The 24,102-nt window shown below is 44.2% G+C and carries 23 protein-coding genes; 20 read left to right on the forward strand and 3 right to left on the reverse strand.

Annotated elements, in window-relative coordinates; translation table 11 throughout:
• Window positions 1-23 precede the first annotated feature (23 nt).
• The 11 genes from QFZ80_RS08875 to QFZ80_RS08925 all read left to right on the forward strand — a co-directional run bounded on the left by QFZ80_RS08875 (window position 24) and on the right by QFZ80_RS08925 (window position 11,959).
• A complete protein-coding gene (locus QFZ80_RS08875) occupies window positions 24-911 on the forward strand; it encodes a carbohydrate ABC transporter permease (RefSeq protein ID WP_307547332.1) in 888 nt (295 codons plus the stop codon).
• 134 nt (window positions 912-1,045) lie between these two features.
• Window positions 1,046-2,773, forward strand: coding sequence for a cache domain-containing sensor histidine kinase (locus QFZ80_RS08880; protein WP_307558476.1), 1,728 nt, complete (start codon window positions 1,046-1,048; stop codon window positions 2,771-2,773).
• Window positions 2,774-2,796: 23 nt separating this feature from the next.
• The gene (locus QFZ80_RS08885; RefSeq protein ID WP_307558478.1) at window positions 2,797-4,410 is read left to right on the forward strand and encodes a response regulator transcription factor; all 1,614 of its coding nucleotides are present in this window, start codon (window positions 2,797-2,799) and stop codon (window positions 4,408-4,410) included.
• A 637-nt stretch (window positions 4,411-5,047) separates the two neighbouring features.
• Window positions 5,048-5,338, forward strand: coding sequence for a hypothetical protein (locus QFZ80_RS08890; protein WP_307558480.1), 291 nt, complete (start codon window positions 5,048-5,050; stop codon window positions 5,336-5,338).
• Between the two features lie 327 nt (window positions 5,339-5,665).
• Window positions 5,666-6,973 carry a GTP cyclohydrolase IIa gene (locus tag QFZ80_RS08895; protein ID WP_307558482.1) on the forward strand — a complete coding sequence of 436 codons (1,308 nt, stop codon included), beginning with the start codon at window positions 5,666-5,668 and terminating at the stop codon, window positions 6,971-6,973.
• 122 nt (window positions 6,974-7,095) lie between these two features.
• Window positions 7,096-8,112: an NAD-dependent epimerase/dehydratase family protein gene (locus tag QFZ80_RS08900; RefSeq protein WP_307558484.1), complete on the forward strand. Its 1,017-nt coding sequence runs from the start codon at window positions 7,096-7,098 to the stop codon at window positions 8,110-8,112.
• A gap of 2 nt (window positions 8,113-8,114) precedes the next feature.
• Window positions 8,115-9,185: a dihydrodipicolinate synthase family protein gene (locus QFZ80_RS08905; RefSeq protein ID WP_307558487.1), complete on the forward strand. Its 1,071-nt coding sequence runs from the start codon at window positions 8,115-8,117 to the stop codon at window positions 9,183-9,185.
• Between the two features lie 25 nt (window positions 9,186-9,210).
• The gene (locus tag QFZ80_RS08910) at window positions 9,211-10,119 is read left to right on the forward strand and encodes a Gfo/Idh/MocA family protein (protein WP_307558489.1); all 909 of its coding nucleotides are present in this window, start codon (window positions 9,211-9,213) and stop codon (window positions 10,117-10,119) included.
• 23 nt (window positions 10,120-10,142) lie between these two features.
• Complete coding sequence (locus QFZ80_RS08915; protein ID WP_307558491.1) at window positions 10,143-11,144, forward strand: Gfo/Idh/MocA family protein; 1,002 nt, start codon at window positions 10,143-10,145, stop codon at window positions 11,142-11,144.
• Window positions 11,122-11,439, forward strand: a complete 318-nt coding sequence (locus QFZ80_RS08920; RefSeq protein WP_307547314.1) for a hypothetical protein — start codon at window positions 11,122-11,124, stop codon at window positions 11,437-11,439. Before QFZ80_RS08915 ends, QFZ80_RS08920 begins: the two co-directional genes overlap by 23 nt.
• 73 nt (window positions 11,440-11,512) lie before the next feature.
• On the forward strand, window positions 11,513-11,959 hold the full coding sequence (locus QFZ80_RS08925) for a GNAT family N-acetyltransferase (RefSeq protein WP_307558493.1): 447 nt from the start codon (window positions 11,513-11,515) through the stop codon (window positions 11,957-11,959).
• Between the two features lie 56 nt (window positions 11,960-12,015).
• Here QFZ80_RS08925 and QFZ80_RS08930 read toward each other — a convergent pair whose 3' ends face one another.
• A complete protein-coding gene (locus QFZ80_RS08930; RefSeq protein ID WP_307558494.1) occupies window positions 12,016-12,795 on the reverse strand; it encodes a helix-turn-helix domain-containing protein in 780 nt (259 codons plus the stop codon).
• Window positions 12,796-12,945: 150 nt separating this feature from the next.
• Between QFZ80_RS08930 and QFZ80_RS08935 the strand changes: the two genes are divergently transcribed.
• Together QFZ80_RS08935 and QFZ80_RS08940 are read left to right on the forward strand one after the other, a co-directional pair.
• Complete coding sequence (locus QFZ80_RS08935; RefSeq protein ID WP_307558496.1) at window positions 12,946-13,719, forward strand: phytanoyl-CoA dioxygenase family protein; 774 nt, start codon at window positions 12,946-12,948, stop codon at window positions 13,717-13,719.
• Between the two features lie 80 nt (window positions 13,720-13,799).
• Window positions 13,800-14,549 (forward strand): LamG domain-containing protein, encoded by a 750-nt coding sequence (locus QFZ80_RS08940; RefSeq protein WP_307547306.1) that lies wholly within the window; start codon window positions 13,800-13,802, stop codon window positions 14,547-14,549.
• A 220-nt stretch (window positions 14,550-14,769) separates the two neighbouring features.
• Here QFZ80_RS08940 and QFZ80_RS08945 read toward each other — a convergent pair whose 3' ends face one another.
• On the reverse strand, window positions 14,770-15,477 hold the full coding sequence (locus QFZ80_RS08945) for a PDDEXK family nuclease (RefSeq protein ID WP_307558498.1): 708 nt from the start codon (window positions 15,475-15,477) through the stop codon (window positions 14,770-14,772).
• Between the two features lie 125 nt (window positions 15,478-15,602).
• On the opposite strand from QFZ80_RS08945, the gene QFZ80_RS08950 reads away from it, so the two are divergent.
• The 4 genes from QFZ80_RS08950 (at window position 15,603) to QFZ80_RS08965 (ending at window position 19,595) form a co-directional block, all read left to right on the forward strand.
• Window positions 15,603-16,385, forward strand: coding sequence for an amino acid ABC transporter substrate-binding protein (locus tag QFZ80_RS08950; protein WP_307558500.1), 783 nt, complete (start codon window positions 15,603-15,605; stop codon window positions 16,383-16,385).
• A 12-nt stretch (window positions 16,386-16,397) separates the two neighbouring features.
• Entirely contained in the window at window positions 16,398-17,078 is a 681-nt protein-coding gene (locus QFZ80_RS08955) for an amino acid ABC transporter permease (RefSeq protein WP_307547300.1), read from the forward strand.
• Between the two features lie 13 nt (window positions 17,079-17,091).
• A complete protein-coding gene (locus tag QFZ80_RS08960) occupies window positions 17,092-17,844 on the forward strand; it encodes an amino acid ABC transporter ATP-binding protein (RefSeq protein ID WP_307547298.1) in 753 nt (250 codons plus the stop codon).
• Between the two features lie 110 nt (window positions 17,845-17,954).
• The gene (locus tag QFZ80_RS08965; protein ID WP_307558502.1) at window positions 17,955-19,595 is read left to right on the forward strand and encodes a putative bifunctional diguanylate cyclase/phosphodiesterase; all 1,641 of its coding nucleotides are present in this window, start codon (window positions 17,955-17,957) and stop codon (window positions 19,593-19,595) included.
• Between the two features lie 183 nt (window positions 19,596-19,778).
• Here QFZ80_RS08965 and QFZ80_RS08970 read toward each other — a convergent pair whose 3' ends face one another.
• The gene (locus QFZ80_RS08970; RefSeq protein WP_307558504.1) at window positions 19,779-20,678 is read right to left on the reverse strand and encodes a DeoR/GlpR family DNA-binding transcription regulator; all 900 of its coding nucleotides are present in this window, start codon (window positions 20,676-20,678) and stop codon (window positions 19,779-19,781) included.
• Between the two features lie 26 nt (window positions 20,679-20,704).
• On the opposite strand from QFZ80_RS08970, the gene QFZ80_RS08975 reads away from it, so the two are divergent.
• From QFZ80_RS08975 to QFZ80_RS08985, 3 genes are all read left to right on the forward strand, one after another.
• Window positions 20,705-21,958 carry an MDR family MFS transporter gene (locus tag QFZ80_RS08975; RefSeq protein WP_307558506.1) on the forward strand — a complete coding sequence of 418 codons (1,254 nt, stop codon included), beginning with the start codon at window positions 20,705-20,707 and terminating at the stop codon, window positions 21,956-21,958.
• Between the two features lie 165 nt (window positions 21,959-22,123).
• Window positions 22,124-23,188, forward strand: coding sequence for a Gfo/Idh/MocA family protein (locus QFZ80_RS08980; RefSeq protein WP_373460039.1), 1,065 nt, complete (start codon window positions 22,124-22,126; stop codon window positions 23,186-23,188).
• Between the two features lie 29 nt (window positions 23,189-23,217).
• Window positions 23,218-24,078, forward strand: a complete 861-nt coding sequence (locus QFZ80_RS08985) for a sugar phosphate isomerase/epimerase family protein (RefSeq protein ID WP_307547289.1) — start codon at window positions 23,218-23,220, stop codon at window positions 24,076-24,078.
• The last annotated feature ends 24 nt before the right edge of the window (window positions 24,079-24,102 follow it).

Below are 24,102 nucleotides of genomic sequence, written 5' to 3' on the forward strand. Positions count from 1 at the left end.
TTTGGAAAAGGAGGGGTGTTACGATGTCATTCGTACTCCAAAAGTCAAAAGGGGATAAGGTTGCTGATGCGGCAATAAATACCGTTCTAACCCTGTTTGCCCTCGTCACGTTGTTTCCGCTGTACTATGTCGTTATCGTTTCGCTGACTCCTTATATAGAAGTCATGAAGAATGGCGGTTTCGTTATTTGGCCCGAGCATTTTACCTTTCAAGCTTATAAAGAAATATTCGGGAGCGCGCGTATTCCCCAGGCGTTGAAAATTACCGTATTCATTACGGTAGTAGGCACGACTTTGAATCTGGTGGTCACAACGCTGCTGGCGTACCCGCTATCCAAGAAGTCTGTTCCAGGCCGTAATTTTATCCTGATGGCGCTCGTATTCACGATGATTTTTAGCGGCGGTATTATTCCACTTTACATTATGGTTCGCAGTCTCGGATTGTATGATTCGGTCTGGGCGCTTGTTATTCCCGGAATGGTATCCACCTTTAACTTATTGATTGTCAAAACGTACTTTGAAAACCTCCCGGCGGAAGTAGAGGAGGCAGCCAAGGTGGACGGTTGCGGAGACATACAGACACTATTTCGCATTGTCCTTCCATTATCGGCGCCCATTATGGCTACGATTGGTTTGTTCTACGGAGTTACGCATTGGAACGAATATTTCAAAGGTATCTTTTATATTTCCGACAAAACGCTTATGCCCATGCAGGTCGTGCTAAGAAGCATGATTCAAGCACCGAATGTGAGCTCTGAGCTGTCGATTAATTCATTGGTTCTCGACGCATTGCCTCCGGAAACGATCAAGATGGCCGTCGTTGTTGTAGCGACATTACCACTCCTGATTATCTATCCGTTCCTGCAAAAATATTTTGTCAAAGGTGCATTGCTAGGTTCCGTCAAGGGGTAATGGTGAGCGCAAATGAGTCAATATGAAAATTATGCTACAAAGAAGTATTGACCATGCTATACTATTTGAAAGTCACAAGCCCTCGAGCATCGGGGGCTTTGCTGTATCCGCATAGGATAGGGGAGTGAACTTGTATGATACGTCGGATAACAGGAAAAAGCTTCACTTCCAGCGTCAGCACCAAGCTGTTTATCCTTACTTTTTTGTCCGTAATCGTACTTTTTCTGGTGATCGGTATTTTTGGATACCAGCGGCTGTTCGAGCCGATCAGGCAAAACAACGAAGAAGTACTGCAAGGCTCCGTCGTGCAGGTGGAAAACTATATCAAAACATTAATGAATTCCATACAAAGTCAACTGATCTTTCTCTCCAATCCGGTTCTATACAATAAAATGGACGAAACCGACTATATGGAACTGATCGATAATATCATGACTTACCATCAAGAACAAATTCATAGTATTTATCTAATCGAATATGACAAAGTGAAGATTAGCTCTCCCTACGGATATCGATTTTATATCACGCCCGAGCGAATCGAGGAAATTAAAACTCAGACAAGCAAAACGGGCTTCTGGTGGAGTCCCCCCCATTCAATCAACGAGCGTTCCGTTATTACGGTTTCTAAACAAATCGACGGTAACCGCGTCGTCGCGCTGGATTTGAATTTGAATGCGTTAACCGGTCCGCAGATCATTCAAGGCGAGCAGCGGCGAATTTATCTGTTTACGGGCCAAGGAGATTATTTGTCAACGAACACATATCTCGCATATCCGAATACGTATCGGGATCATTTGGAAATGAAGGATGCTTTGCAAGCATTAACCCAGACGAGCGGGACGGCTTACAACACCGTTCACACCTCTTTTGGAAACTATACGGTGCTTAGCAGTAATCAAAATCGCTGGGACTGGTTTGTTTTCTCCGTCATCGAGGAATCGCAGGCGTTTCCTTTGCTGGACTCTCTCAAGAAACAGCTGGTGCTGGTGCTGCTAATCGCCATTATTCTGGCAGTGATCGTTTCCGTGTGGATTACGAACTACATCCGGAAGCCCGTGACAGCCATAACACGGCAATTTAAGGCAGCAGCGCGCGGCGAATTGGAAGCTCGGATCAAACTGAAACGCAACGATGAGTTTACTCATATTGCTGACGGTTTCAACAGCATGATGGGCAATATTAAGTCCTTGTTTGATGATTTGCGGGTAGCGGAGGAGAAGAAGCGGCATCATGAGCTGAAGGTGCTGCAATCGCAGATTCACCCCCATTTTCTTAATAATACACTTAATGCTATCTACTGCTTGGGGGAAACCGGACAAACGGATGAAATGTGTGAGATGATTCGCTTGCTGATGGGGCTGCTGCAATATTCAACGGACAAGGTTGGAGACATTGTGACGGTTGAGGAAGAACTTCGACAATTGGAAAACTATGTTCAGATTATGAACCTCAGGTACGGGGATGTATTCGAGATGGACATTGCCGTCCCGGAGATCTACTTTAACACGGCAATCCCGAAGCTAACGTTGATTACATTGGTGGAGAATAGTATTTTCTATGGGCTCACTAAAAAAGAGGTTAATCATATCATTGTCTCGGGGAAAAATACGGAGACCGATAGCGTACTGCTTGAGGTTTCGGATACAGGACCAGGGATTACTCCTGAGAAGCTTGCCTTGCTGACGGAAGAGACGGGGACGCCTAATCCTTATAAAGGTTTGAACAATCTGGGGCTGCGCAATGTGCAAGAACGGCTTAGCATGACATTCGGTTATAAGTATGGTCTGCATTTTCATAATGAGCCGGATGAGGGGCTAATAGTGACGATTCGTCTCCCGATAGGAGAACTTCGAGAGAAATAAATGTTGCGGAAGGGGAAAGTGCCATGCTGAAGCTGCTGATGGTGGATGACGAACAATGGGTACGTGAACGCTTTTCCGAACGGATTCCTTGGTCGGATGCAGGGTTTACGTTTATGGGAGCCGCATCGGGAGCCGAAGAAGCGATCCGAATGATAGAACGAGATATGCCGCATCTGCTGCTTACGGATATAACGATGCCAAACATGAGCGGATTGGAACTAGCCGCATATGTACGCAAGAGGTGGCCGCGAATCCGGATTGTGATTCTGACGGCTTATGGCGAGTTCGAATACGCGCGCCAAGCGATCGAGTTGGGTGTGGATAACTATTTGATCAAGCTGGCGCAGACGCCCGAGCAAATTCTCGACGCTTGCCGCAAGGTGGCTGAAGAGATTGAGCAGGAGATGGATGTGGATCAAAAGCTGGAAATGCGCCGTAAGTTGGAATGGGAAAAGGAATGGACCAAGAAGCGCCAGTGGACGGAGCGGTTGGTGGACGATGATGGAAGTATCCATGCCCGAACGATTCCTGAAGATTGGTTCGAAGGGGTGGTCCAAGCCAGTTATTTGGCGGGATTAACCATAGGCTGGAGTATCCCTGCAGGATCCGAGCAAGCTGAGCTAACGGAGGAGGAGCTTGTTCAGCTCCAAAGACAAGTAGGCGAAGTATTGGAGGAGAGACTGGACCAGCGCATGCTCGGTGAAGGTAACCGCATGGTGATGCTGCCGATACGGCAAAGCCGGTTGTGCCTACTGGTCGGATCCAGACAGCTTCTTGAAAGCTTCAAGATGAACCAGCTAGCTTTGGCGCTACTTGAGGCTTTAAGAGATTTCGCCCCGGTTAAGAGCTTTATTCATGTCGGCCCGGTACGGGAATTGGGCAAGCAACCTTTGACGATAAAGCAGATTGCCGACGGGTTACGTGAAGGGCTTGATGGGCTAGCTGCTTACTTCTATAAGCCGGATTCGGCTGTTGTAGGCAAACATGCGTCGACATTCCGGCGATTCGATGAGGAGCAAATCAGGGAGTGGATTGCTGCTGTGGTAAAAGCGATGCTTCGGGAGGATGCCGAAGCGTTCCAGGAAAGCGTGTCTGTCATTACCAAGCTTTATAATCCCCCGATTCATCCAGTGGATCTGCTGCGCATGACGCGACAAATATTTCACCCCGGATTCGTAAAGCTTCCAGCTTCGGTTGTGGAGCGATTAAGTGGAATCGATCGACTGGAAACGTGGACGGATTACTGTGTATGGTGGGAAAAAATGATTCGCGCCGTAAACGAATGGATGAACAATCGCATTCATCCGTCAGCTTCGATGCGTAAGGAAGTTCAACTGATGATTCGCTATATCCGCGAGCATTACAAGGAGGATGTGCAGGTCACTGAGCTTGCTAAGCTTGTTCAAATGCACCCGTCTTACGCAGGTCAGATGTTCAAGCAGGAGGTCGGCGAGAACTTCTCGGATTATTTGAACCGAGTGCGTATGGAAAAGGCGAGCGAATTGTTGGAACGGACGACGATGAAAATCTACGAGGTATCCGGGGCTGTTGGCATCTCCGACTACCGTTATTTCTGCAAATTGTTCAAAAGTCACACAGGATTTACGCCTACGCAATATAAAAACAAACAAGTGTAAAGGTTACGAGCCGTCATGTTGAGTTTATCATGACGGTTTACGGCAATTAATGATGAAAGTCCTGCTTTCAAATTCCATTGGAGCGGGAATTCTTCTTCATAAGAATTAATTTGTTTTTGGGTTTGGGGTAAGCAAAGCTTACCCCTTTTTTTATTTGTGCGCTCCAGATTATGCTCGTTTTCCGAGCTTAATCTTCATGGACGCGCGGGATGGTCTGCTGAGAAGTCGATTTTGGGCTTCTCAGATTCTGTCGGAGAGCTTCGACTCACGGAGCTCTCGTTGTAAGCGCGGTTTTCGCGCTTATTTGTCATGGATTCGTATGTTTCCTCGCCATATATAAGGACTTTTTAAAGACTTGTCTTTAATTAAGCTGCTCTTTAAAATTAGCTTATAGACAGGTAAGTTGAGAGGAGTATGGCATGAATACAATAGATGAATTGGGTATCTTCCATGAACTTGAAACAAAGGTTCATCGCATGGTTGAAATCGGCGACCGTAGAAATCATTTCGAAGCCCATCTCTAAGCCATTTGTACCAGGAAAATCACAAATACCACCTGATCGAAAGCCGGAATATGAGGTAGATCAGATAGCCTTCTTTTCGCCGCCATCATCTAGATATTGGGAACACTGGACAGATGTTGCGATCAATAAACCGGCGAAAGCCAGCTCAGAGCTTCCTGGATGCAACGCTAGTCAAGCAACTAGCAATATCATTGCTGATCGGTGGAGCGAGCGTTGGAGTGCTGGAAATAATGACCTGCCGGATTCATTGGAAAGCAGTGGCTTCTCAAAGACAAACGGGACAAGAAATGGGCATGGATGAATTTCATGAAACAGGTATCAGGTATTTACGCATTGTTGTGACCGATGTATCCAAAGGGCTGCCCAGCTTCTATGTAGTGAAAGTATTCGGGAAAGACATGTAATCTGTCTATCTCATACGGCAACGTTACCTTGCTTGAAGGCAGAGGCCTATCTGCGTTATATTTAAGTTGAGTTTGCGCAGTATTCGGAATAATTACTGTGATGTGGATCCGCTCTTGCTTTGGCAATCCGATTCAGATCATCCTTCGGCCTTGCGCACAGAGCTTTCGCGCAAGGTTGTTTTGGGTTAAAATCGGGTGTTTGACTTCAAGCTATGTTGAAATAAATGAAAATAAAGCGAGGGATCTCCCATCGATACTTTTGGAAAAATAATAGGTCACAGCAGTACGAGTGCTGGGGTTAAGATTGGCATTGTCGGACCCAAGGATATGGTGTCAAGGATCGTTAAAGTCATCAAAAACTTTCCCACCTTCGAACCCGTTGTCAGGTATTCAAAGAATGAATTGGAAACGCCAAACTTATCAGATGAAATAAAGAATGAAGTGGAAGTCTTGTTATTATGCGGTCCTGTCCCTTACCGAAAAGTTCTAGAGAAAGTGAAGTCGGTTGTACCTGTTCATTACGTCCGATATAACGAAACTGGATTATATAAGGCTTTTTACAACATCCAAAAAAAGCTTGCAAAAGTAAATGCTAATTTGAGCATGGTTGATCATGCAATAAGTGTAGATACGGTAACTCCAGTCATGGTAAAACGATTTTTGGAAGAAATCGATGAACAAGATTTGAAAATCATTTGCTATGATGAGGCAAGCAACCCGACAAGAGAACAATTGTTGGAGTTCCATAAAGATTGTTTTAACAAGGGTTTGGTGTCAGGAGCGCTCACTGGAATCCATTCCATATCAGCTGAATTAAATGATTTAGGAATACCTAATGAATGGATAATCCCAACCACACAGGACATCGTTGTTGCTTTGGAAAGAGCGCTTCTATCGACGGATGCGAGGAAAAGTAAGGAATCCCAGATCGTTGTGGGATTGATCAATGTGGATGGCTTTGGCAAAGTCGTCGATCGCCATAACTCGGAGCATGAAATTCAAAAGCTGAAGCTCAATATTCACCGAATTTTGCTGGATTATGTGGATTCTTTACGAGGACATCTTACGCACCTAGGAGGAGATGAATACTTATTTTTTACAACCAGGGGGATATTTGAACAAGAAACAGCTGGATACAAAAGAGTTCCTCTGGCATCAGAAATCTATAAATCCTATCAGTTAACGTTAAGTATCGGTGTTGGATTTGGCAGAACGGCCAATGAAGCGGGTTCGAATGCGAGATCAGCCTTGCGGAAATCAAAGGAGGCTAACGGCAATTCATGCTTTATAGTTAGAGAGGACAGAGGCATACTCGGACCTTTGGAGATGGTGGATGCCCAAGTGAAAGATATGGAATTGGTGAATCCTGACTTTATTAAAAAAGCAGAGAACGCCAATATGACCTCTTCCTACTTAAGCAGGTTACTTGTAACGTATGCCCGTACTGGAAAAAAAGAGTATAACGTTCAAGAATTAGCTTTGCTGCTCAATATTACGGTTAGAAGCACCCATCGATTGCTGTTGGAATGGTCGGATACAGGTTTAGTCCGGACAAGCGGAATGGAGAAAATGCCGAAAGGTCGTCCACGGCAAATTTTTGAGTTTGCGTTCCTGGATGAAAGCATGAAGAACTAAGGTGAGATGGAAGGGATTCGTCCTATCCCTCTGTTTATATATAGACATTTAAAAGACTTGTCTTTTAATGTATTGGCTCTTTAAAATAGGGATGTAGACTTGAAAATCGAGAGGAGAACGACATGAAAACAATCCGTGAATTAGAAACAAAGCTAGCTCAGCCTTCGTCCGCTTTAATCAATGATATTGCTGCACTAGATGGAGATATTCTGTTACTTGGTATTGGCGGTAAGATGGGACCTAGTCTGGCTAGGTTAGCCATGAACGCAATTAAAGAAGCCGGTGTAAATAAAAAGGTGATTGGCGCTTCGCGGTTCTCTTCCGAAGGATTAAAGCAGGAGCTGGAAGCAGACGGTGTTGAAACAATTTCCGTTGATTTATTGAACGATCAACAGCTTCAGCAGCTGCCTGATGTGAAGAATGTTATTTATATGGCGGGAAATAAATTTGGCACAATGGGGAATGAGCATTTTACATGGGCAATGAATGCTTACCTCCCAGGACGTGTTGCAGAAAAATATAAAAACTCTCGTATTGTCGCTTTTTCTACAGGGAATGTGTACCCATTCACACCGGTTGCTCACGGAGGAGCTACAGAAGATACGGCGACAGGTCCGATCGGAGAATATGGCCAATCTTGTTTGGGACGTGAGCGGATTTTTGAGCATTTTTCCCGTAAGTATAATACGCCATTGACCATTTTCAGACTTAATTATGCGGTGGATTTGCGCTATGGCGTGCTTTTGGAAATAGCTAAATCGGTTAAAGCTGGCAAACCTATCAACATCACCATGGGAAATGCGAACTGTATTTGGCAGGGTGATGCGAATGAAATGGCTATTCGTTCCTTGAATATATCCAGTTCCCCACCTACATTCTTGAATGTATCCGGTCCTGAAACTTTATCGATGCGTTGGGCGGCAAATATGTTTGGCCAAAGATTTGGTGTGGAACCTATCTTTGTTGGAGAAGAATCACCAACTGCTTTATTGAGCAATTCCGCAAAAGCTCACCAGCTTTTCGGTTATCCTCAGGTTTCCATGCAGCAAATGATTGAATGGACCGCGGAGTGGTGTTTGGCCGATGGTCATACTTGGAATAAACCAACCCATTTTCAAGAGAGGGAGGGGAAATATTAAAAATGAGTCTTATAAAACCACTTTGTGCGGAAAAAAACAAGGCGCTGCATGAGGGATTGGTCATTCCCGCACATCCGCTAGCTTTAAACGCTGCAAGAGAGTTGAATGAACGCAGGCAAAGAGCACTGACACGTTATTACATGTCTTCGGGTGCGGGCGGCATCGCAGTAGCTGTGCATACGACACAGTTTGAGATCAGGGACAAGGAGCATAATCTCTTCGAAAAGGTGCTGAGACTAGCATCCGAAGAAGTAAAGAATGCAAAGCTAACCAAGCCCTTCCTTCAAATAGCCGGTATATGCGGTCCAACAGATCAAGCCGTTTACGAAGCGGAAACAGCAGCGGGTCTCGGATATGATCTCGGTTTAGTCAGTATGGGAGGACTTCAGAGTTGGACAGAGAAGGACTTACTGAAGCGAATTGCTAAAATCGCGGAAATCATTCCGGTATTCGGCTTTTATCTGCAGCCTTCTGTCGGTGGAAGAGTATTAAGCTACGATTTCTGGAAAGTGTTTGCGAACATCTCTGGCGTGGCTGGTATCAAAATGGCACCGTTTAACCGTTATCAAACGATCGATGTCGTGCGTGCCGTATGTAATTCCGAGCGGAGAGATGAAATCGCTTTGTATACAGGCAATGATGATAATATTGTGAATGATCTACTGACCACTTACCATTTTGTCGTTAATGGAAACAAGGTTGAGAAAAAAATAGTAGGCGGTTTGTTGGGTCATTGGTCTGTTTGGACGCAAAAGGCTGTTGAACTTTTGGATGCCATTAAACTTGTACGAAACGATGAAAGTCTAAATTCCCACTGGTTGACGCGAAATATTGAAGTAACGGACTCCAATGCGGCATTTTTTGATACAGCGAATGGATTTGCAGGTTGTATAGCCGGGATTCATGAAGTGCTTAGGAGACAAGGTCTTCTGGAAGGGCGTTGGTGTTTGAATCCCGAAGAAGAGCTGTCTAACGGACAAATGGAGGAAATTAACCGTGTTTATCGGGATTATCCGAATTTGAACGACGATGAATTTGTGAAGAGGCATTTATCCGAATGGTTAGCAGAATGATTGTGGATGGGAGGATTTATTGAAGATGTCTGAGAAACCGATTCGAATTGGTATTATAGGTCTCGATTCATCGCATGCTCCTGTTTTTACGCAATTGCTAAATGATAAGAACCATGCTTATCATGTGCCTGGCGCGGAAGTAACGGTTGCTTTTCCAGGAGGTTCACCCGACTTCGAGATGAGTTATTCGCGAGTGGAAGGGTTTACGGAGCAGGTTCGCGACAAGTATGGTGTGAAAATCGTCGAGTCACCGGAGGAAGTGGCTGATGCTTGCGATGCTATTCTGATGGTGTCGGTCGATGGACGGGTTCATCTCGAGCTGTTTCGCCGCGTCGCTGCTTATCGCAAACCGGTTTTCATTGATAAGCCAATGGCTCTTTCTTCTGCCGATGCGAAGGCAATCGTGGAACTAGCACAGCTGCATGGCATACCGATGATGAGCTGTTCTTCGCTTCGTTATGCCGAAGCAATGACGGAGGCGCTGCAGGAATCTGAAAACGGCAGCATTATCGGTATGGATTGTTATGGTCCGCTTGCTATGCAACCCACGCAGCCGGGGCTGTACTGGTATGGCGTACATACGGCTGAGATGCTTTTTAAAACGCTGGGCAAAGGTTGTGTGAAGGTTTCGGCAGTTACAACTGAGGAGCATGATCTCATTACCGGCGTCTGGGAAAATGGTATCATCGGTACAATTCGCGGTAATCGCAAAGGTAACTCAGAATTCGGCGCATTGCTGCATAGGGAAACCAAAACGCAGTTTATCGATGTGTATCGACATCCGAAACCGTATTATGCCAGCTTAATGGAGAAAATTATGAGCATGTTTGTAACAGGAACACCTGATATCGATATGGAAGAGACGCTGCAGATCATGCGATTCTTGGAAGCCGCCAATGAAAGTCGTGAATCCGGTTTAGAGGTATATCTGTAGAATCGGGAAAGGATGAAACGGCTATGCAAAAAGCAGAATTAAGAGTAGCGGTGCTTGGTGCGGGTATTATAGCCAAAGAACATTTTAATGCTATCCGAGCAACGACAGGATTTGCAGCTTGCGCGGTTGTAGATATCAATCTCGATAAAGCGAATGAAATCGCCCGGCTTTATGACATAATGGCTTATAACGATTACCGGGAAATGATCAAACAGGAAAGACCGGACGTGGTGGTCATCGCATTGCCTCACTATTTGCATAAAGAGACAGCTGTGTTTGCGGCGGAACATGGATGTCATTTGATGTTGGAGAAACCTATGGCTTTGTCCGTAGCAGAATGCGATGAGATCATCCAAGCTGGTCGTAAAGCGGATATTCGCATCTTGGTCGGACATACGCAGCACTACATTGCTGAAAATATACAAGCCAAAAGGATCATCCAAAGTGAAGAATTAGGAAAACTCGTCATGATTCATGATGTCAGACATACGAATTACTTCCAAGACTCGCGTCCACAATGGTTTCTCGAAAAAGAGAAATCAGGCGGTGGCATTCTGGCCAATTTGGGTACGCACTCTATTGATAAAATTCAGTGGCTGACAGATCGTACGGTCCGCAAATTAAGGTCATCTGTGAGTTATCATGGAAGCAGGGGCAATGTAGAAGGCAGCGGTATGATTTATCTGGAACTTACTTCAGGGATTCCTGCGACGATTGTTCAATCGGGTTATCTAGGGGCATCACGCAATGAAACGGAGATTATGTTTACGGGTGGTATGCTGAAACTAGTAACCGGTGAAAGCTTATGGATAAGTCGAGGCGGTGAGTATGAGAAGCTGGAACCATCAAACACGTCTGCTCCCTTCGAACTGCAATATTCCGATTTGCTCACGGCCATACGGGACCACTCGGAAACAAGCTGCTCTCCAGAGTATGCGCGAGGCGTCATAGCTGCACTTGAGGCTGTATACCGTTCTGCAGAAACGGGTTTGGAACAGTTAGTTGATCGGGAAATTGGATCATGAAAAATGGATAAAAGACAGTAATGGCAATCCGCTCAAGGTACAGTTAAAAGACAGCCAAGGAAATCTGATGGACAGCGGCAGCGTGAAATACTATGCGGGAGGCTGGCTGACATTTGGCAACACAACTGGCGGAGAAATCAGCAAGGAGTTATTGCCTGGTTCGTATACCTTCGGTATGACTTATGGGGGAACGTACAAAGAAATTGTAAATAACATAGCAACAAATCCAACTGTAGTATTAATTGGATGGAGGAGCTCGCTTTCGTGGCGGCTTCTCTTTTTTATTTTTGAATAACCTGCAAAATAATATTGAATATACATGCATATTTATGTATAATTATGCAATATTGAAATGGAGGGAATTATGAATGCCACTTATCGTGAGAGACGCAGAACCTGATGATGAATACAGTTTGACCGAATTAATGTATGAATACATTGTAGGCTTTTATCAGAAACCTAGGCCAGCCGATGGAAAAATACATAAGTTGATTCAAACCCTTTTAGAGAAACAAGTAGGTATACAGTTTGTCGCAGAACAAGATGGAAAGCTTGTCGGCTTTGCTACCTTATACTTCGCATTTAGTACGATGAAAGCGGAAAAAATTACCATCATGAACGACCTTTATGTCATTGAGCCATTTAGAGGTACAGAAGTGGAAACAGAATTGTTTTTAGAATGTCAAGGTTACTCAAAGGATCAAGGATATGCATATATGTCTTGGGTAACGGCTCCTGATAATAAACGAGCTCAACACTTTTTTGAGAAAATGGGTGGGGTTCAAGGGGATTGGGTTAACTATTCAATCGTCTAAGTCATAGTGATTAATCCGGCCGCTGGTCCGTTCGAATTAAGGATCAACGGCTTTTTTCATACACGGAATGTCCTTCGATAAGCGGAAGGGCTTATTTGCATGTGCTGTGAGAAGACACGGCTGAAGTAGAAGGCATTCTGAAAGCCGCACTGCTCAGCAATGGCATCAAGTGTGTCTGGCGTTTCGGCCAGCAGCAAGCGTGCTCGGGATAGTCGAACCTTTGTTGCATACCGAATAGGTGACATCCCATACGCAGCTTGAAAACGCCGAGTAAGCTGAGATGCGCCAATACCAAGTGTGACAGCTAAGGCCTGCAAGGACAATTCATGTTCAAAAGCCCGCATTTCAATATAAGCAGCCGCTTGATTCATCAAGGGATCAGACGTTCCGGATTGCTTACGCTGCGCTGTGAGCTGCTCCCGATTTGCCATGAAAAGCAGGTCTTCAATGAGATGATGAACGACCTCCCACTGATGATTGCCATGATCCTCCGCTTCCTGCCATTCTTGCATATATTCAAAAGTGGAGCTGAGCCTACCGACATCCTTGATGCGGATTTTACCTGGCAGCGTCCAACTGCTGTCTAACGTGAATTCGGCGAAATGAAAAGAGATCGGTTCAAGAGCAAGACGTCTGAGCGTTTGGCCGGGCTGGCAAAAAACAAGTTCCCCGAAGTCGGCAATCTGCTCACCTTGTTCATCGCCCTCTAAAGTGAAGGAGAATCGACCCGATTGGGCAGCGAGCATCCCCCAGCCTTCATAAGTGTCCTCGGATAGAGAAAATTGCTCTCTTTGTTTACCAAAATAATACCGTCTAATTTGGAGCTTTCCAATCATGACTCACTCTCCCGTTTCATGCAAAAAAGTATATGAATTAGTATAACCTAATGCATGGATTAAGGGAATACAAGGCTGTAATATAAGGTTATAAGAAAGTCAATCACACAGTGTGAGACGCAAAAAAACAAATGAGAGGTGGAGAATTCCATGAGAAAGAAATCTTTGAGTATTTTAACAGAAGAGAAGATTCAAACGTATAACGAGCAGGGGTACTTAGTACTGCGGGGTGTATTTTCAGAACATGAAGCGAAAGTCATCCAAACGGAATGCGATCAATTGCTTACATTAAGCGATTATACCGATAAGTTTAACATTCGTGCCGGTCATAAAATCTACGCGGATGGCCGAGTTGCGATCGAACGTCTGGACCCAGTTCATGATATCTCCGCGGTATTTGCTGATTTAGTGGAGGATGAGCGCATTTTATCACCGCTTCGTGATATTTATTTGGATGAACCGCTTCTTTTCAAGGATAAACTCATTTTTAAGCTCCCAGGCGCGAATGGCTACTCTATGCATCAGGATGCTTCTTGGTGGCAGGGCTTCCCTATTGAAGGTCTGATCTCGGTGATGGTAGCAATTGATGGAGCGACAACGGCAAACGGCGGGTTGGAATTGTTCCCAGGCTATCATGAAAGATTGCGTTCCACGCCAGGTGAGCTGCGTAACATGAATGCGGAAGAAATTGCAGAGATTGATCCTAAACAAGGTGTTATCGTAGAAACAAATCCAGGTGATGTGATCATCTTCCATTCGTTTACACCTCATCAAAGTGGGGTTAACTTGTCCGACGTAAGCCGCAAACAGTTGTATTTGACGTATACGCCTAGCAAGAATGGGAATCTATATAAAGCGCATTACCAACACTACCAACGCTATAATTTAAAAGGTAAGGACACTTCCAGTTATCATTTTCTGTAGAACAAAAGAGATCTGCCATCGACGGTAGATCTCTTTCATCCCTATAGCATAAATAAATGTTGTAATCGGAGGCGGAGCGAATGATAAGTAAATCTGCATTGATTCTTCAGCAGGATTCTCTCGTATCCTTCTGGGACTTTCAAGAAGCTGAAGGCCAGTCACGAGTGGCAAAAGGGCCTTTTCCTTATGTTTTGGATGAAATGTCCGGACCGATAAGAAGGGTTGAAGATGGCGTCTTAGGGACTTGCGCGGCAAAATTTGAATACGGCCAATGGTTCAACTTGCCTCGTAAAGATTGCCCAGCATTAGATTTCCACGGACTGGATGCAAAGCTGACCATCATCGCATGGCTAAAACGAGAAAACAGAGTAAACGGGCAGTGCGAAGCGATAGCCGGCATGTGGAATGAAACAGAGAAGAAGCGTCAATATGCCATGTTTCTTAATCTGAGGATTTGGGAAAGTGGAGATCAGGTGGGAGGCCATGTCTCTGTTGAAGGCGGTCCGACACAGGGACACTCGTGGTGTATGACAACGGCGATTGGAGCAACACCTCTGGCTAAGGATAAGTGGTACGCGCTTTCGTTCACGTATGACGGCACCTATGCCAAGGTGTATGTGGACGGCGTGCTGGACGAGAGGGAAACCTACAACCCTTACCTATATGACAAAGGTCTGTTCAATGGAGGAATTACGGGTGCTGACTTCACCGTAGGCGCTGTGAATCGTTCCGGGAAGATGGGCAATTTCTATGCCGGATTACTGGGTGGACTTGCTGTATTTAATAAAGCGTTAACCGACAAAGAGATTCGGTTGTTATCGATTGAATAATGAGGCGACCGAGCTTACAGCGAGCGCTCCACGAGAGCTCCGTGAGCCGAAGCTCGCCGAAAGAGTCTGAGAAGGCGGAAATCGATTTCTCAGTAACCCATCCCGCGCGTCCTCGCTAAATAAGCTCGGAAAATACGCTTATGCAGGCGCCCCCGAACAAATAGGCGCGGAAACCGCGATTACAGGAGAGCTCCGCGAGCCGAAGCTCGGATAAAAGTTCTCAGCCCCAACCCGCCAAAACTTCCCAACTAGCAAGCACATGCTGTGCTACTCTATAGCAGCGCACACGAGCATGACCATCCCCGGCTGGTTCAAGAAGTGATTTCTGATACATCTCTTTTAGAGTCTGTTGTGCTTTTCTTTGTCCGAACTGAAATTGTTGTTGAACATCAACGGGTTTGATTGCTCTCCCCAACTTGTGGGCAAAACGTATGACTTCTTTTTCTATATAATTTATCTCTATTACGTGGTTAAATACATCTCCAAAGTGTCGGCCAACGCATTGCTGGATTAATTGCTCGCACATACGAGGCCGATTTTTTACGTCATCATAAGAGAAACGGAAAATTTTCCAACCATCTAAAACAAGGTGGTTTTGTCGAATTAATTGGTCTGAGAATTGGGAGCGACTGATATCAGCGAAGTGGGGACCAAAGCCATCAATTTCAATCGCTAGTCTGAGTGAGTGGCGAAGAAAAGCGAAATCCAAAAAGCGCGTACCATCGCGAAAATCTTCGATCTCATATTCCGGATGCAAGTTTTGAAAATGTCCAAATGCGTTCCACCAAATCTGCTCAAGAAACAACTTCTCCGCATGTCCATGACCCTCCTTTAGTCGCTTTAATCGTTCCCCGCCCCTCATCGAAATGTGCTTAATTATAAAGACTTCATGTGCATTTTCAAATTCATATTGCACAAAATTTAACAATTGTATGACCACACCATTTTTCTGACATACATTTTCTCTCAGCACATTTTTTTTCTTAAAATTCCTTCACTTGGGGAATAATACCTTTAACTCAAAAAGGGTTATTTCACAGGGGGGTTATTAAGATGAAAAAATTACTCGCAACAACAGCTGTTACGGTATTACTCCTGACTTCGTTAGGATGTGCTTCGAATACACCAAACACAACACCGCCTGCATCTTCGCCGAGTAAGGCCGAAATTACGATCGGCACAGAAGGTACATATGCACCTTTCACTTTTCATGATAAGGCTGGCAAACTTACGGGGTTTGATGTCGAGACGGCAGAAGAAGTATGTAAACGGATTGGCATGACGCCGCGATTTGTTGAAACCAAATGGGATGGCATGATTGCGGGACTCGATGCGAAGCGGTATGACATGGTGGCCAACGAAGTGGCTGTTCGCGCGGATCGTTTGGAGAAGTACGATATGTCGACGCCTTATATTGTTTCCCGTGCTGTTCTTGTGGTGAAAGCGGATAATACGAATATCAAAACGTTAGATGACCTTAAAGGTAAGAAGGTTGGTCAATCCCTCGATAGTAATTATCGGAAAATAGCAGAAGAGCACGGCGCCGCAATTACCGGTGTGGAGGGTTTTAATCAAGCGATTGATCTACTGACTTCGGGCAGGATCGATGCGACGCTCAACGATAGTTTGTCCTTTTTGGATTTGAAAAAGCAGCGTCCTGAACTCCCGATCAAAACGGTTTATGAGGAGCCGTCCGCAACGAGCAACGCTTTTTTATTCCGCAAAGGAAGCACGGATTTAGTCAGTAAAGTAAATAAAGCTCTGGCAGACATGAAATCGGACGGAACGTTGGTTCAAATTTCACAAAAATGGTTCAATGCCGACGTAACGAAGTAAGGACCTAGCCTAATGACAAATGAACGTCTTGAGCGAATAATAGGGATCCTGTCCGATTCCTTCTTTCCTATTATAAAGGCGGGGCTTATGTACACAGTTCCGCTTACTTTAATCACATTTGCACTAGGACTTAGCTTGGCATTCATCACGGCGCTTGCTCGCTTATCGGATTTTGCCATACTACGGGCGATAGCGAGATGCTATGTTTGGGTTTTCCGCGGCACGCCATTGCTTGTCCAGTTGTTTATTCTTTTTTATGGTTTTCCAAGTTTGGGAATAACACTGGATCCTTTTCCGACAGCTATTATCGGGTTTACGTTAAATAAAGGAGCTTATAGCTCTGAAATTATTCGCGCCGCGATATTGTCGATTCCAAAAGGCCAAAGTGAAGCAGCTTATTCGATTAATATGACGAAATGGCAGGCGATGAGGCGCATCATTTTACCCCAGGCTGTGCGCGTCGCTATTCCTCCATTAGGAAATTCCTTCATAAGTTTAATCAAAGACACATCTTTGGCCGCCACGATTACGGTTACGGAAATGTTTCAGAAAGGGCAGCAGATTGCGGCTGTTACCTATGAGCCATTATGGCTTTATATCGAGGTGGCCTTCGTTTATTTAGTTTTCAGTACCGTTCTTTCCTATTTCCAAGCCAAACTTGAGATCCACTATGAACGAAACATTGCCAAGTAAGGGAGGGGCCAGCATGATTCGAATGGAAGGTATACATAAACATTTTCATGACCTCCACGTCTTGAACCATATTGATTTGGATGTTGAAAAAGGGAGCACGACCGTTGTTATCGGACCTTCCGGTTCCGGCAAAACGACCCTATTGAGATGTCTTAAATTATTGGACTTTCCAGATCAGGGGTCCCTCTCGATTGCCAAAGCGACGATGACATTCTCAAGTGAAGTCAAACTGAATAAGACTGACATTCGTTCCATCCGTAAACACACCGGTATGGTGTTCCAGAACTACAACTTATTTCCCCATTTAACTGTCTTGCAAAATATTATGGAAGGTCCTGTTATTGTCCTTAAACAATCTCCGAAAACCGCTAAAGATAAGGCTTTATCCATCTTAGATAAGGTTGGACTTCGGGATCGTGCCGATCATTATCCTCATCAGCTGTCTGGTGGACAACAACAACGGGTAGGGATTGCTCGGGCCATGGCGATGAATCCTGAGGTGCTATTATTCGATGAACCCACGTCTGCGCTTGATCCGGAATTGGTAGGTGAAGTGCTAAAGGTGATGAAGGATCTAGCTTTCGAAGGAATGACGATGGTCATTGTGACACATGAGATGGGCTTCGCCAAAGAAGTGGCGGACCAGGTTGTCTTTATGGATCAAGGGGCGATTGTGGAGAGAGGAACGCCAACCGATATTTTTGATACTTCAACGAATGAGCGGACCATGCAATTCTTGAGAAAAGTGAATCGGAAAACAGATTAAGATGGACTGATGTCCTCAATGGAAGGAAAATGAAGTTTTCTGTCGAATCCTATATCCAGTCAACCTAGAGACAGTTATAAGGTTGTTGTGAGTATAGAGGGGTCGTTTATATGATAAATCCTGCGAATAGATTACTTGATGTTAAGACACTCCTAAGCATGATGGATAATATGGAAGACTCGATTTACATCATGAGCGTTGATGGATCTGATATCAAATACTATTATGTAAATCATGCTGCTACGAAATTCAGTGGAATAACGATGGATGCTGTCGGACTAACATTTTTTGATACAAACTCAAGCCAGATGGCGAACTATTTACATAAGAAATATACGAGAGTGGTTACCGAACGGCGAACCATTAAGTATGAGGATGGCGTTGTTCTACCCAATGGTATGTTAAGCGGAGAAAGTATACTTACGCCTATTTTCAATGAAAGCGGTGACATGGAGTTCATCGTTACTGTTACTCGTGATATTACCGAACGTAAAAAACAAGAAAATATGCTTTATCATTACGCCTATCATGACGATCTTAGCAAGCTTTATAATCGAAGATTCCTGCTTGAGCATGTGCATAATCCAGCGAACATTTATTTGCTTGATTTGGACTATTTCAAAAACATAAATGATATTTTCGGACATGATGTAGGTGATACTGTACTTGTAGAGGTCGCTAACCGTCTTGTTGAGAAATTTGGTGCGGATTATATCCTTGTAAGATTAGGTGGAGATGAATTTGTCGTCGTAGCAATGGGGGAACTTGGACCAGCTGAGGAGACTGCCGACCAAATTAATCAACTTTTTGTGGCTCCCTTTACGGTAAATGATCATCCGATGAAGTTAAGCGTAAGTATTGGTGTGGCTCAAAGTGTAAATAGTGAAACCATCCAAACCCTCTTAAAGCAAGCGGATATTGCCTTGTATAAGGCCAAAGGAGCGGGAAGAAAAAGATTTCATATTTTCGAAGCTTCATCTAAATACGATCATGTTGAGAATTTCATTCATGAGCTTGCTCTCTCAAGTGCGGTTGAAAAAGAAGAATTACATTTACATTATCAGCTTATTTACAATCCGGTTCGGGAGGAAGTCATTGGAGCCGAGGCTCTACTAAGATGGAACTCAGCCAACATGGGAATGATCCAACCCAGTGACTTTATTCCGGTCGCCGAGGAAACGGGATTGATTATTCCGATTGGATACTGGATCATCAGGCAAGCTTGTAAGGATTGGCATCTTTTAAAAGCCGATTATGGTCCTCAATTTAAAATTTCGGTCAACATTTCAAGGATTCAACTAAACGAACACCTTTTCGTTGATCAAATGCTTCAAATATTGGAAGATGAGTATGTAGACCCACGTGTAGTGGAATTAGAAATAACGGAAAGCACGACGATTCACTCGATGGAAGATGTCCAACAAACGTTGCGTAGATTGCGCGCTGAAGGATTTACCATCGCCTTAGATGATTTCGGAACCGGTTATTCCTCGTTAAGCATGTTAACCTTACTTCCGATAGATAAGTTGAAGATTGACAGGTCTTTCATTTGGGAAATGAATGTCTCTCTAATTTCAGCCATTTTAGCCATGGCCAATGCACTGAACCTGCAAGTAATCGCAGAGGGCATCGAGACGTATGAACAATATAGGATGTTAAAGGAAATGAACTGTTGGGGAGTACAAGGTTATTATATCAACAAGCCAGCCCAATTTGACTTATTACCCAAACAGATTGTTGCTAGAAAGTAGATGAGAGGTCAACGTCCAGTGTACGCGCTGGTGATGTTGATCTTTTTTTGCTTACATGAGGAATATGATGCAATTTTTTGTTGAGTTGCCTTCGTGGTGTTCCTTTTGATATTGACGCAGCTATGTAAAAGTAAAGGCGCACGAGTCATCCCTTTTTGGGCTTATTTGATCCTGCCTAGTTTTTCAAATAGCTCGTATCACTTCAAGCCCGATGTCTGTATACCTCTGTACCAAATGATCATCCGTTAGAGAATCAGTAATCAATAGATGGATCTCTTTGGCAGAGGCAAACGAAATGAGTGCCGTTTGTTCGAATTTTGTATGATCCGTCAAGAGAATCACTTTTTTGGCCGATTTGATCATTCTTTTTTTGAGCTCAGCCTCGTCTCTATGGAAAACGGAGATTCCCCGTTCCAAATCAATGCCTGTACATCCCAAGAAGGCGATGTCTACATTTAATTCATCGACCATTTGAATCGCACTGGGCCCGATAATCGTAAAAGTGCCTTTGCGGCGATATCCGCCTAATATGCACAATTCAATTCCGTTGCTTTCGGCTAAAGTAGACGCAATTTTGGTGTCATTTGTAATGACCGTCAGCACACGATTTTGAATGAGCTTTGCTAGCTCAAGAGTCGTTGAGCCTCCGTCCAACAAAATAATTTGCCCGTCCTCGATCCATTTGTAAGCTTCTGCGGCAATTTGCTCTTTCTCACCCTGCTGTCTGATTCTTCTTTTATGAATGGGCAGCATGGAATGGGAGCTTTCGACGAGAACAGCTCCTCCGTGTACTCTTTTTAGAATACCGGCAGCCTCTAATTTCTCTAAATCCTCGCGAATGGTTTTCTCCGTAACCTGATAAGCTTTACTAAGCTCCGAAACCTTAATGGACCCCATCTGATTTAATGATTCAATGATCTTGGAATGTCTAACCTCTGATAACATTACGCACCAGCCTTCATTCGTTGTCGCTGCACGGGTTGTCATGTGCACATATGTTTGAAATTGTTTGATTACTAAATGATAAGAGTATAACAAAAAAAACAGCAATAATATACCCAAGCCTACATAAAGAAAGTCCATATACAATCCTTGCTGGATCATGTATCTTGTTAAAATTGACACATCGCATCGTACAAGGAAATGAGGAAATGCTCTTGTTATCAGCTATGAATAAGCTAACCGCTATTAAACTTCCTTTTTGGGTTATGTTTATGAATACATTCAGTATGGCTGTCGGGTTTTATATAATGATTCCGCTGCTTGCTTCGTATTTACTGCACGATCTACTGTTAACTGTCACGATGGTTGGCTTCATATCGGCTATCCGCAGCTTCAGTCAACAAGGGTTGTCTGTTTTCTGCGGTACATTGGCCGACAGACTTGGGTATAAGCGAACGATATTGATTGGCTTGTTTATCCGTACCTTCGGTTTCGGACTTTTCGGATTCGTGGATCATATCCCGGGTTTAATCCTAGCATGCTTCTTCTCGGGATTAGGCGCAGCTATATTTCAACCAGCCAGTTATGCCTATTACGCAGCGCTTTCAACACCGCAAAACCGGATTACGGTTTACTCGATACGTGAAATGTTAAGTAATCTGGGATTTGTGGCGGGTCCGATACTGGGCGCTTTTTTAATGGGCTTTCATTTTCAATATGTTAGTATTACGGCCACGCTAATTTTTGTGTTTTCGTTCTTGTTAAGTCTTTTTTTCTTGCCGCAGATTAAAACTGAACAATCAAAAGCCGATTACGAAGGTATGCTGCCACAGCTTAAAAAAGTGCTGCAGAACCGCAGCTTTCTACGATTCATGGTGTTTACTTTGATATCCTGGTCGCTCGTAGCACAGCTGTACATTGCCGTTCCATTTCGAGTGAATCAGATTGCTTCAGGAGCCAATATTGGATTCATTTATAGCTGTGGAGCCATCGTAATGGTACTTCTGCAGGTTCCGTTTTCTAAATTCAGTCAGACTAAAATGCAGCCCTTTGGCGTGCTATCACTAGGTACGTTACTCATTTCGGCGGGGCTGTTCACCATCGGGATGTCGGGCTCGATGTTGGGGATTTATGCAGGGGTCATTTCATTCATGCTCGGGCAAGTGTTTTGGCAGCCAATGATGAATACAATGGTGTCTGATTTCGCTGGGACAGGCAGTATAGCCAGTTATTTTGGTTTTAATAGTTTTGCATTATCCATCGGCGCTATGATTGGTAATGTAGGCGGGGGTTATTTGTACGACTTGGGGAGCATGCTCGGTTGGGGTTCTCTACCTTGGTTTAGCTTCTTTATAATTGGGCTAGTAAATATTTGGTTTATGCTTAAAGAACAAAGGTCTCCTAGCGTCCAACAGGTTTAACAGATTTAAGTCGGAAAAACGCTGGAGGATGGAATGGGCTAACATTCAAAATGAAAGCCTTTTTTTGACCATATAATCCATGGATATGCTCATCCTATGCATTCTACCTCAGCTAAAATCGTGCTATCCTGATTGCATATGACACGAAGGAGGCAAGTATTTACAATGAGCATAAACAAATTGAGAATTGGTGTAATCGGAGCAGGGTCGATATCCGATATGCACTTTGAGTCCTATGCAAAGCAAGCAGACGCAGAATTGGTTGCCGTATGTGATCTGAATCGTCAAAGAGCGGAGGATAAAGCCGCCAAGTATAATGTTGAACATATTTACACCGATTATCGGGAGCTTCTGGACAATCCAGAAGTGGATGCTGTAAGTATTTGTACATGGAATAATACACATGCAGAGATTAGCATTGCAGCTTTGCGTGCTGGCAAGCATGTTCTAGTAGAGAAACCACTTTGCAAAACAGTGGAAGAGGCTGAGCGCATTCAAGACGCCGTTCGTGAAACAGGGAAAATTCTGCAGGTCGGTTTTGTACGAAGATATGATACCAATGCTCAGCTCGTTAAGCGCTTTATCGATAATGGCGATTTGGGAGAATTGTACTATGCCAAAGCTTCGTGTCTTCGTCGATTAGGTAATCCAGGAGGTTGGTTTGCTGATTCAGAACGTTCTGGCGGCGGACCTTTAATCGATATTGGTGTACATGTGATTGACTTATGCTGGTACTTAATGGGTAGACCAAAGCCTGTATCGGTTAGTGGTCATACGTATAATAAGCTCGGGAATCGGGCGAATGTACGCAATCTTTCCTTTTACAAAGCAGCTGATTACAATGTTGATTTGAATACGGTTGAAGATATGGCCAATGCCTTAATTCGGTTTGAAAATGGGGCTTCCTTAATGGTTGATGTTAGCTTTACTCTTCATGCCAAAAAGGATGAAATCGCAGTCAAGCTGTACGGAGATAAAGGCGGAGTGGAATTGGAGCCTGAGCTTGTCCTCGTTACGGAAATGCTGGATACCATTTTGAATGTAACGCCACAGACAGATAACAAATCTATCCATATAACAGAAGCCTTTAATCAGGAGATCGGTCATTTTCTAACTTGTTGTCGAACGGGGAATTCACCGATTAGTCCTGTAGAGGATGGGCTTACTATGATGAAAATTCTTTGTGGTATTTATGAATCAGCTGCCAAAGGTCAGGAAATCAGATTATAGCCGCTAGGAACAGAAATGGAGGAACGGATATGAAGGTTGGCGTTAGTACGTATAGTTTATTTCAAGCTCTGAAGTCTGGAGAAATGGACATTATGGGTGTTATTGACTGGATTGCCGATCAAGGTGGCGAACATGTTGAGATTGTACCCCTTGGCTATGATTTAACTGGTAATTTGGAGCTTGCAGATGAGATTCGCCTTAAGGCGCAGTCTCGCGGCATCGAAATATCTAATTATGCGATTGGAGCAAACTTTCTAACTGATTCTCAAGAGGCCTATGAACAGGAAATTAAACGGGTCAAAGGGGAAGTCGATCTCGCTGCAAGGCTTGGTGTACAAAGAATGCGCCATGATGTCGCACAAAGTGAGGATCGTTCTATTGCGAACTTTAACAAAGAACTTGAACGCATGGCGGAGGCTTGTCGGCAAATTGCTGACTATGCTTCGCAATATGGCATCATAACGAGCGTTGAGAATCACGGCTACTTCGTGCAGCATAGCGACCGCGTTCAAACGTTAATTCAAGCCGTAGACCGTCCCAATTTCCGCACAACGCTAGATGTAGGCAATTTCATGTGTGTAGATGAAGATCCCGTTGCTGCGGTGAAAAATAATCTGCTCTTCGCTTCGATGGTCCATGTGAAAGATTTTTACCTTCGTCCCTCGTATCAAAATCCAGGCAAGGGTTGGTTTCAGACCCTGCAAGGTAATCATTTGCGCGGCGCTATTGTGGGCCATGGTGATATTGATATGAAAGAAGTATTGCGCGTTATTAAAAGCTCCGGCTATGACGGATTCATTTCCTTGGAATTCGAAGGCATGGAGGAATGCAAGATGGGTACGATGATTGGGTTGCAAAATATTAGAAGGCTATGGGATGATGTGGAATAGGCAATAACATTCAGCGATACGAAA

Origin of the sequence: Paenibacillus sp. V4I7, assembly GCF_030817275.1 — a bacterium.
In the GTDB taxonomy this organism is placed as follows: domain Bacteria; phylum Bacillota; class Bacilli; order Paenibacillales; family NBRC-103111; genus Paenibacillus_E.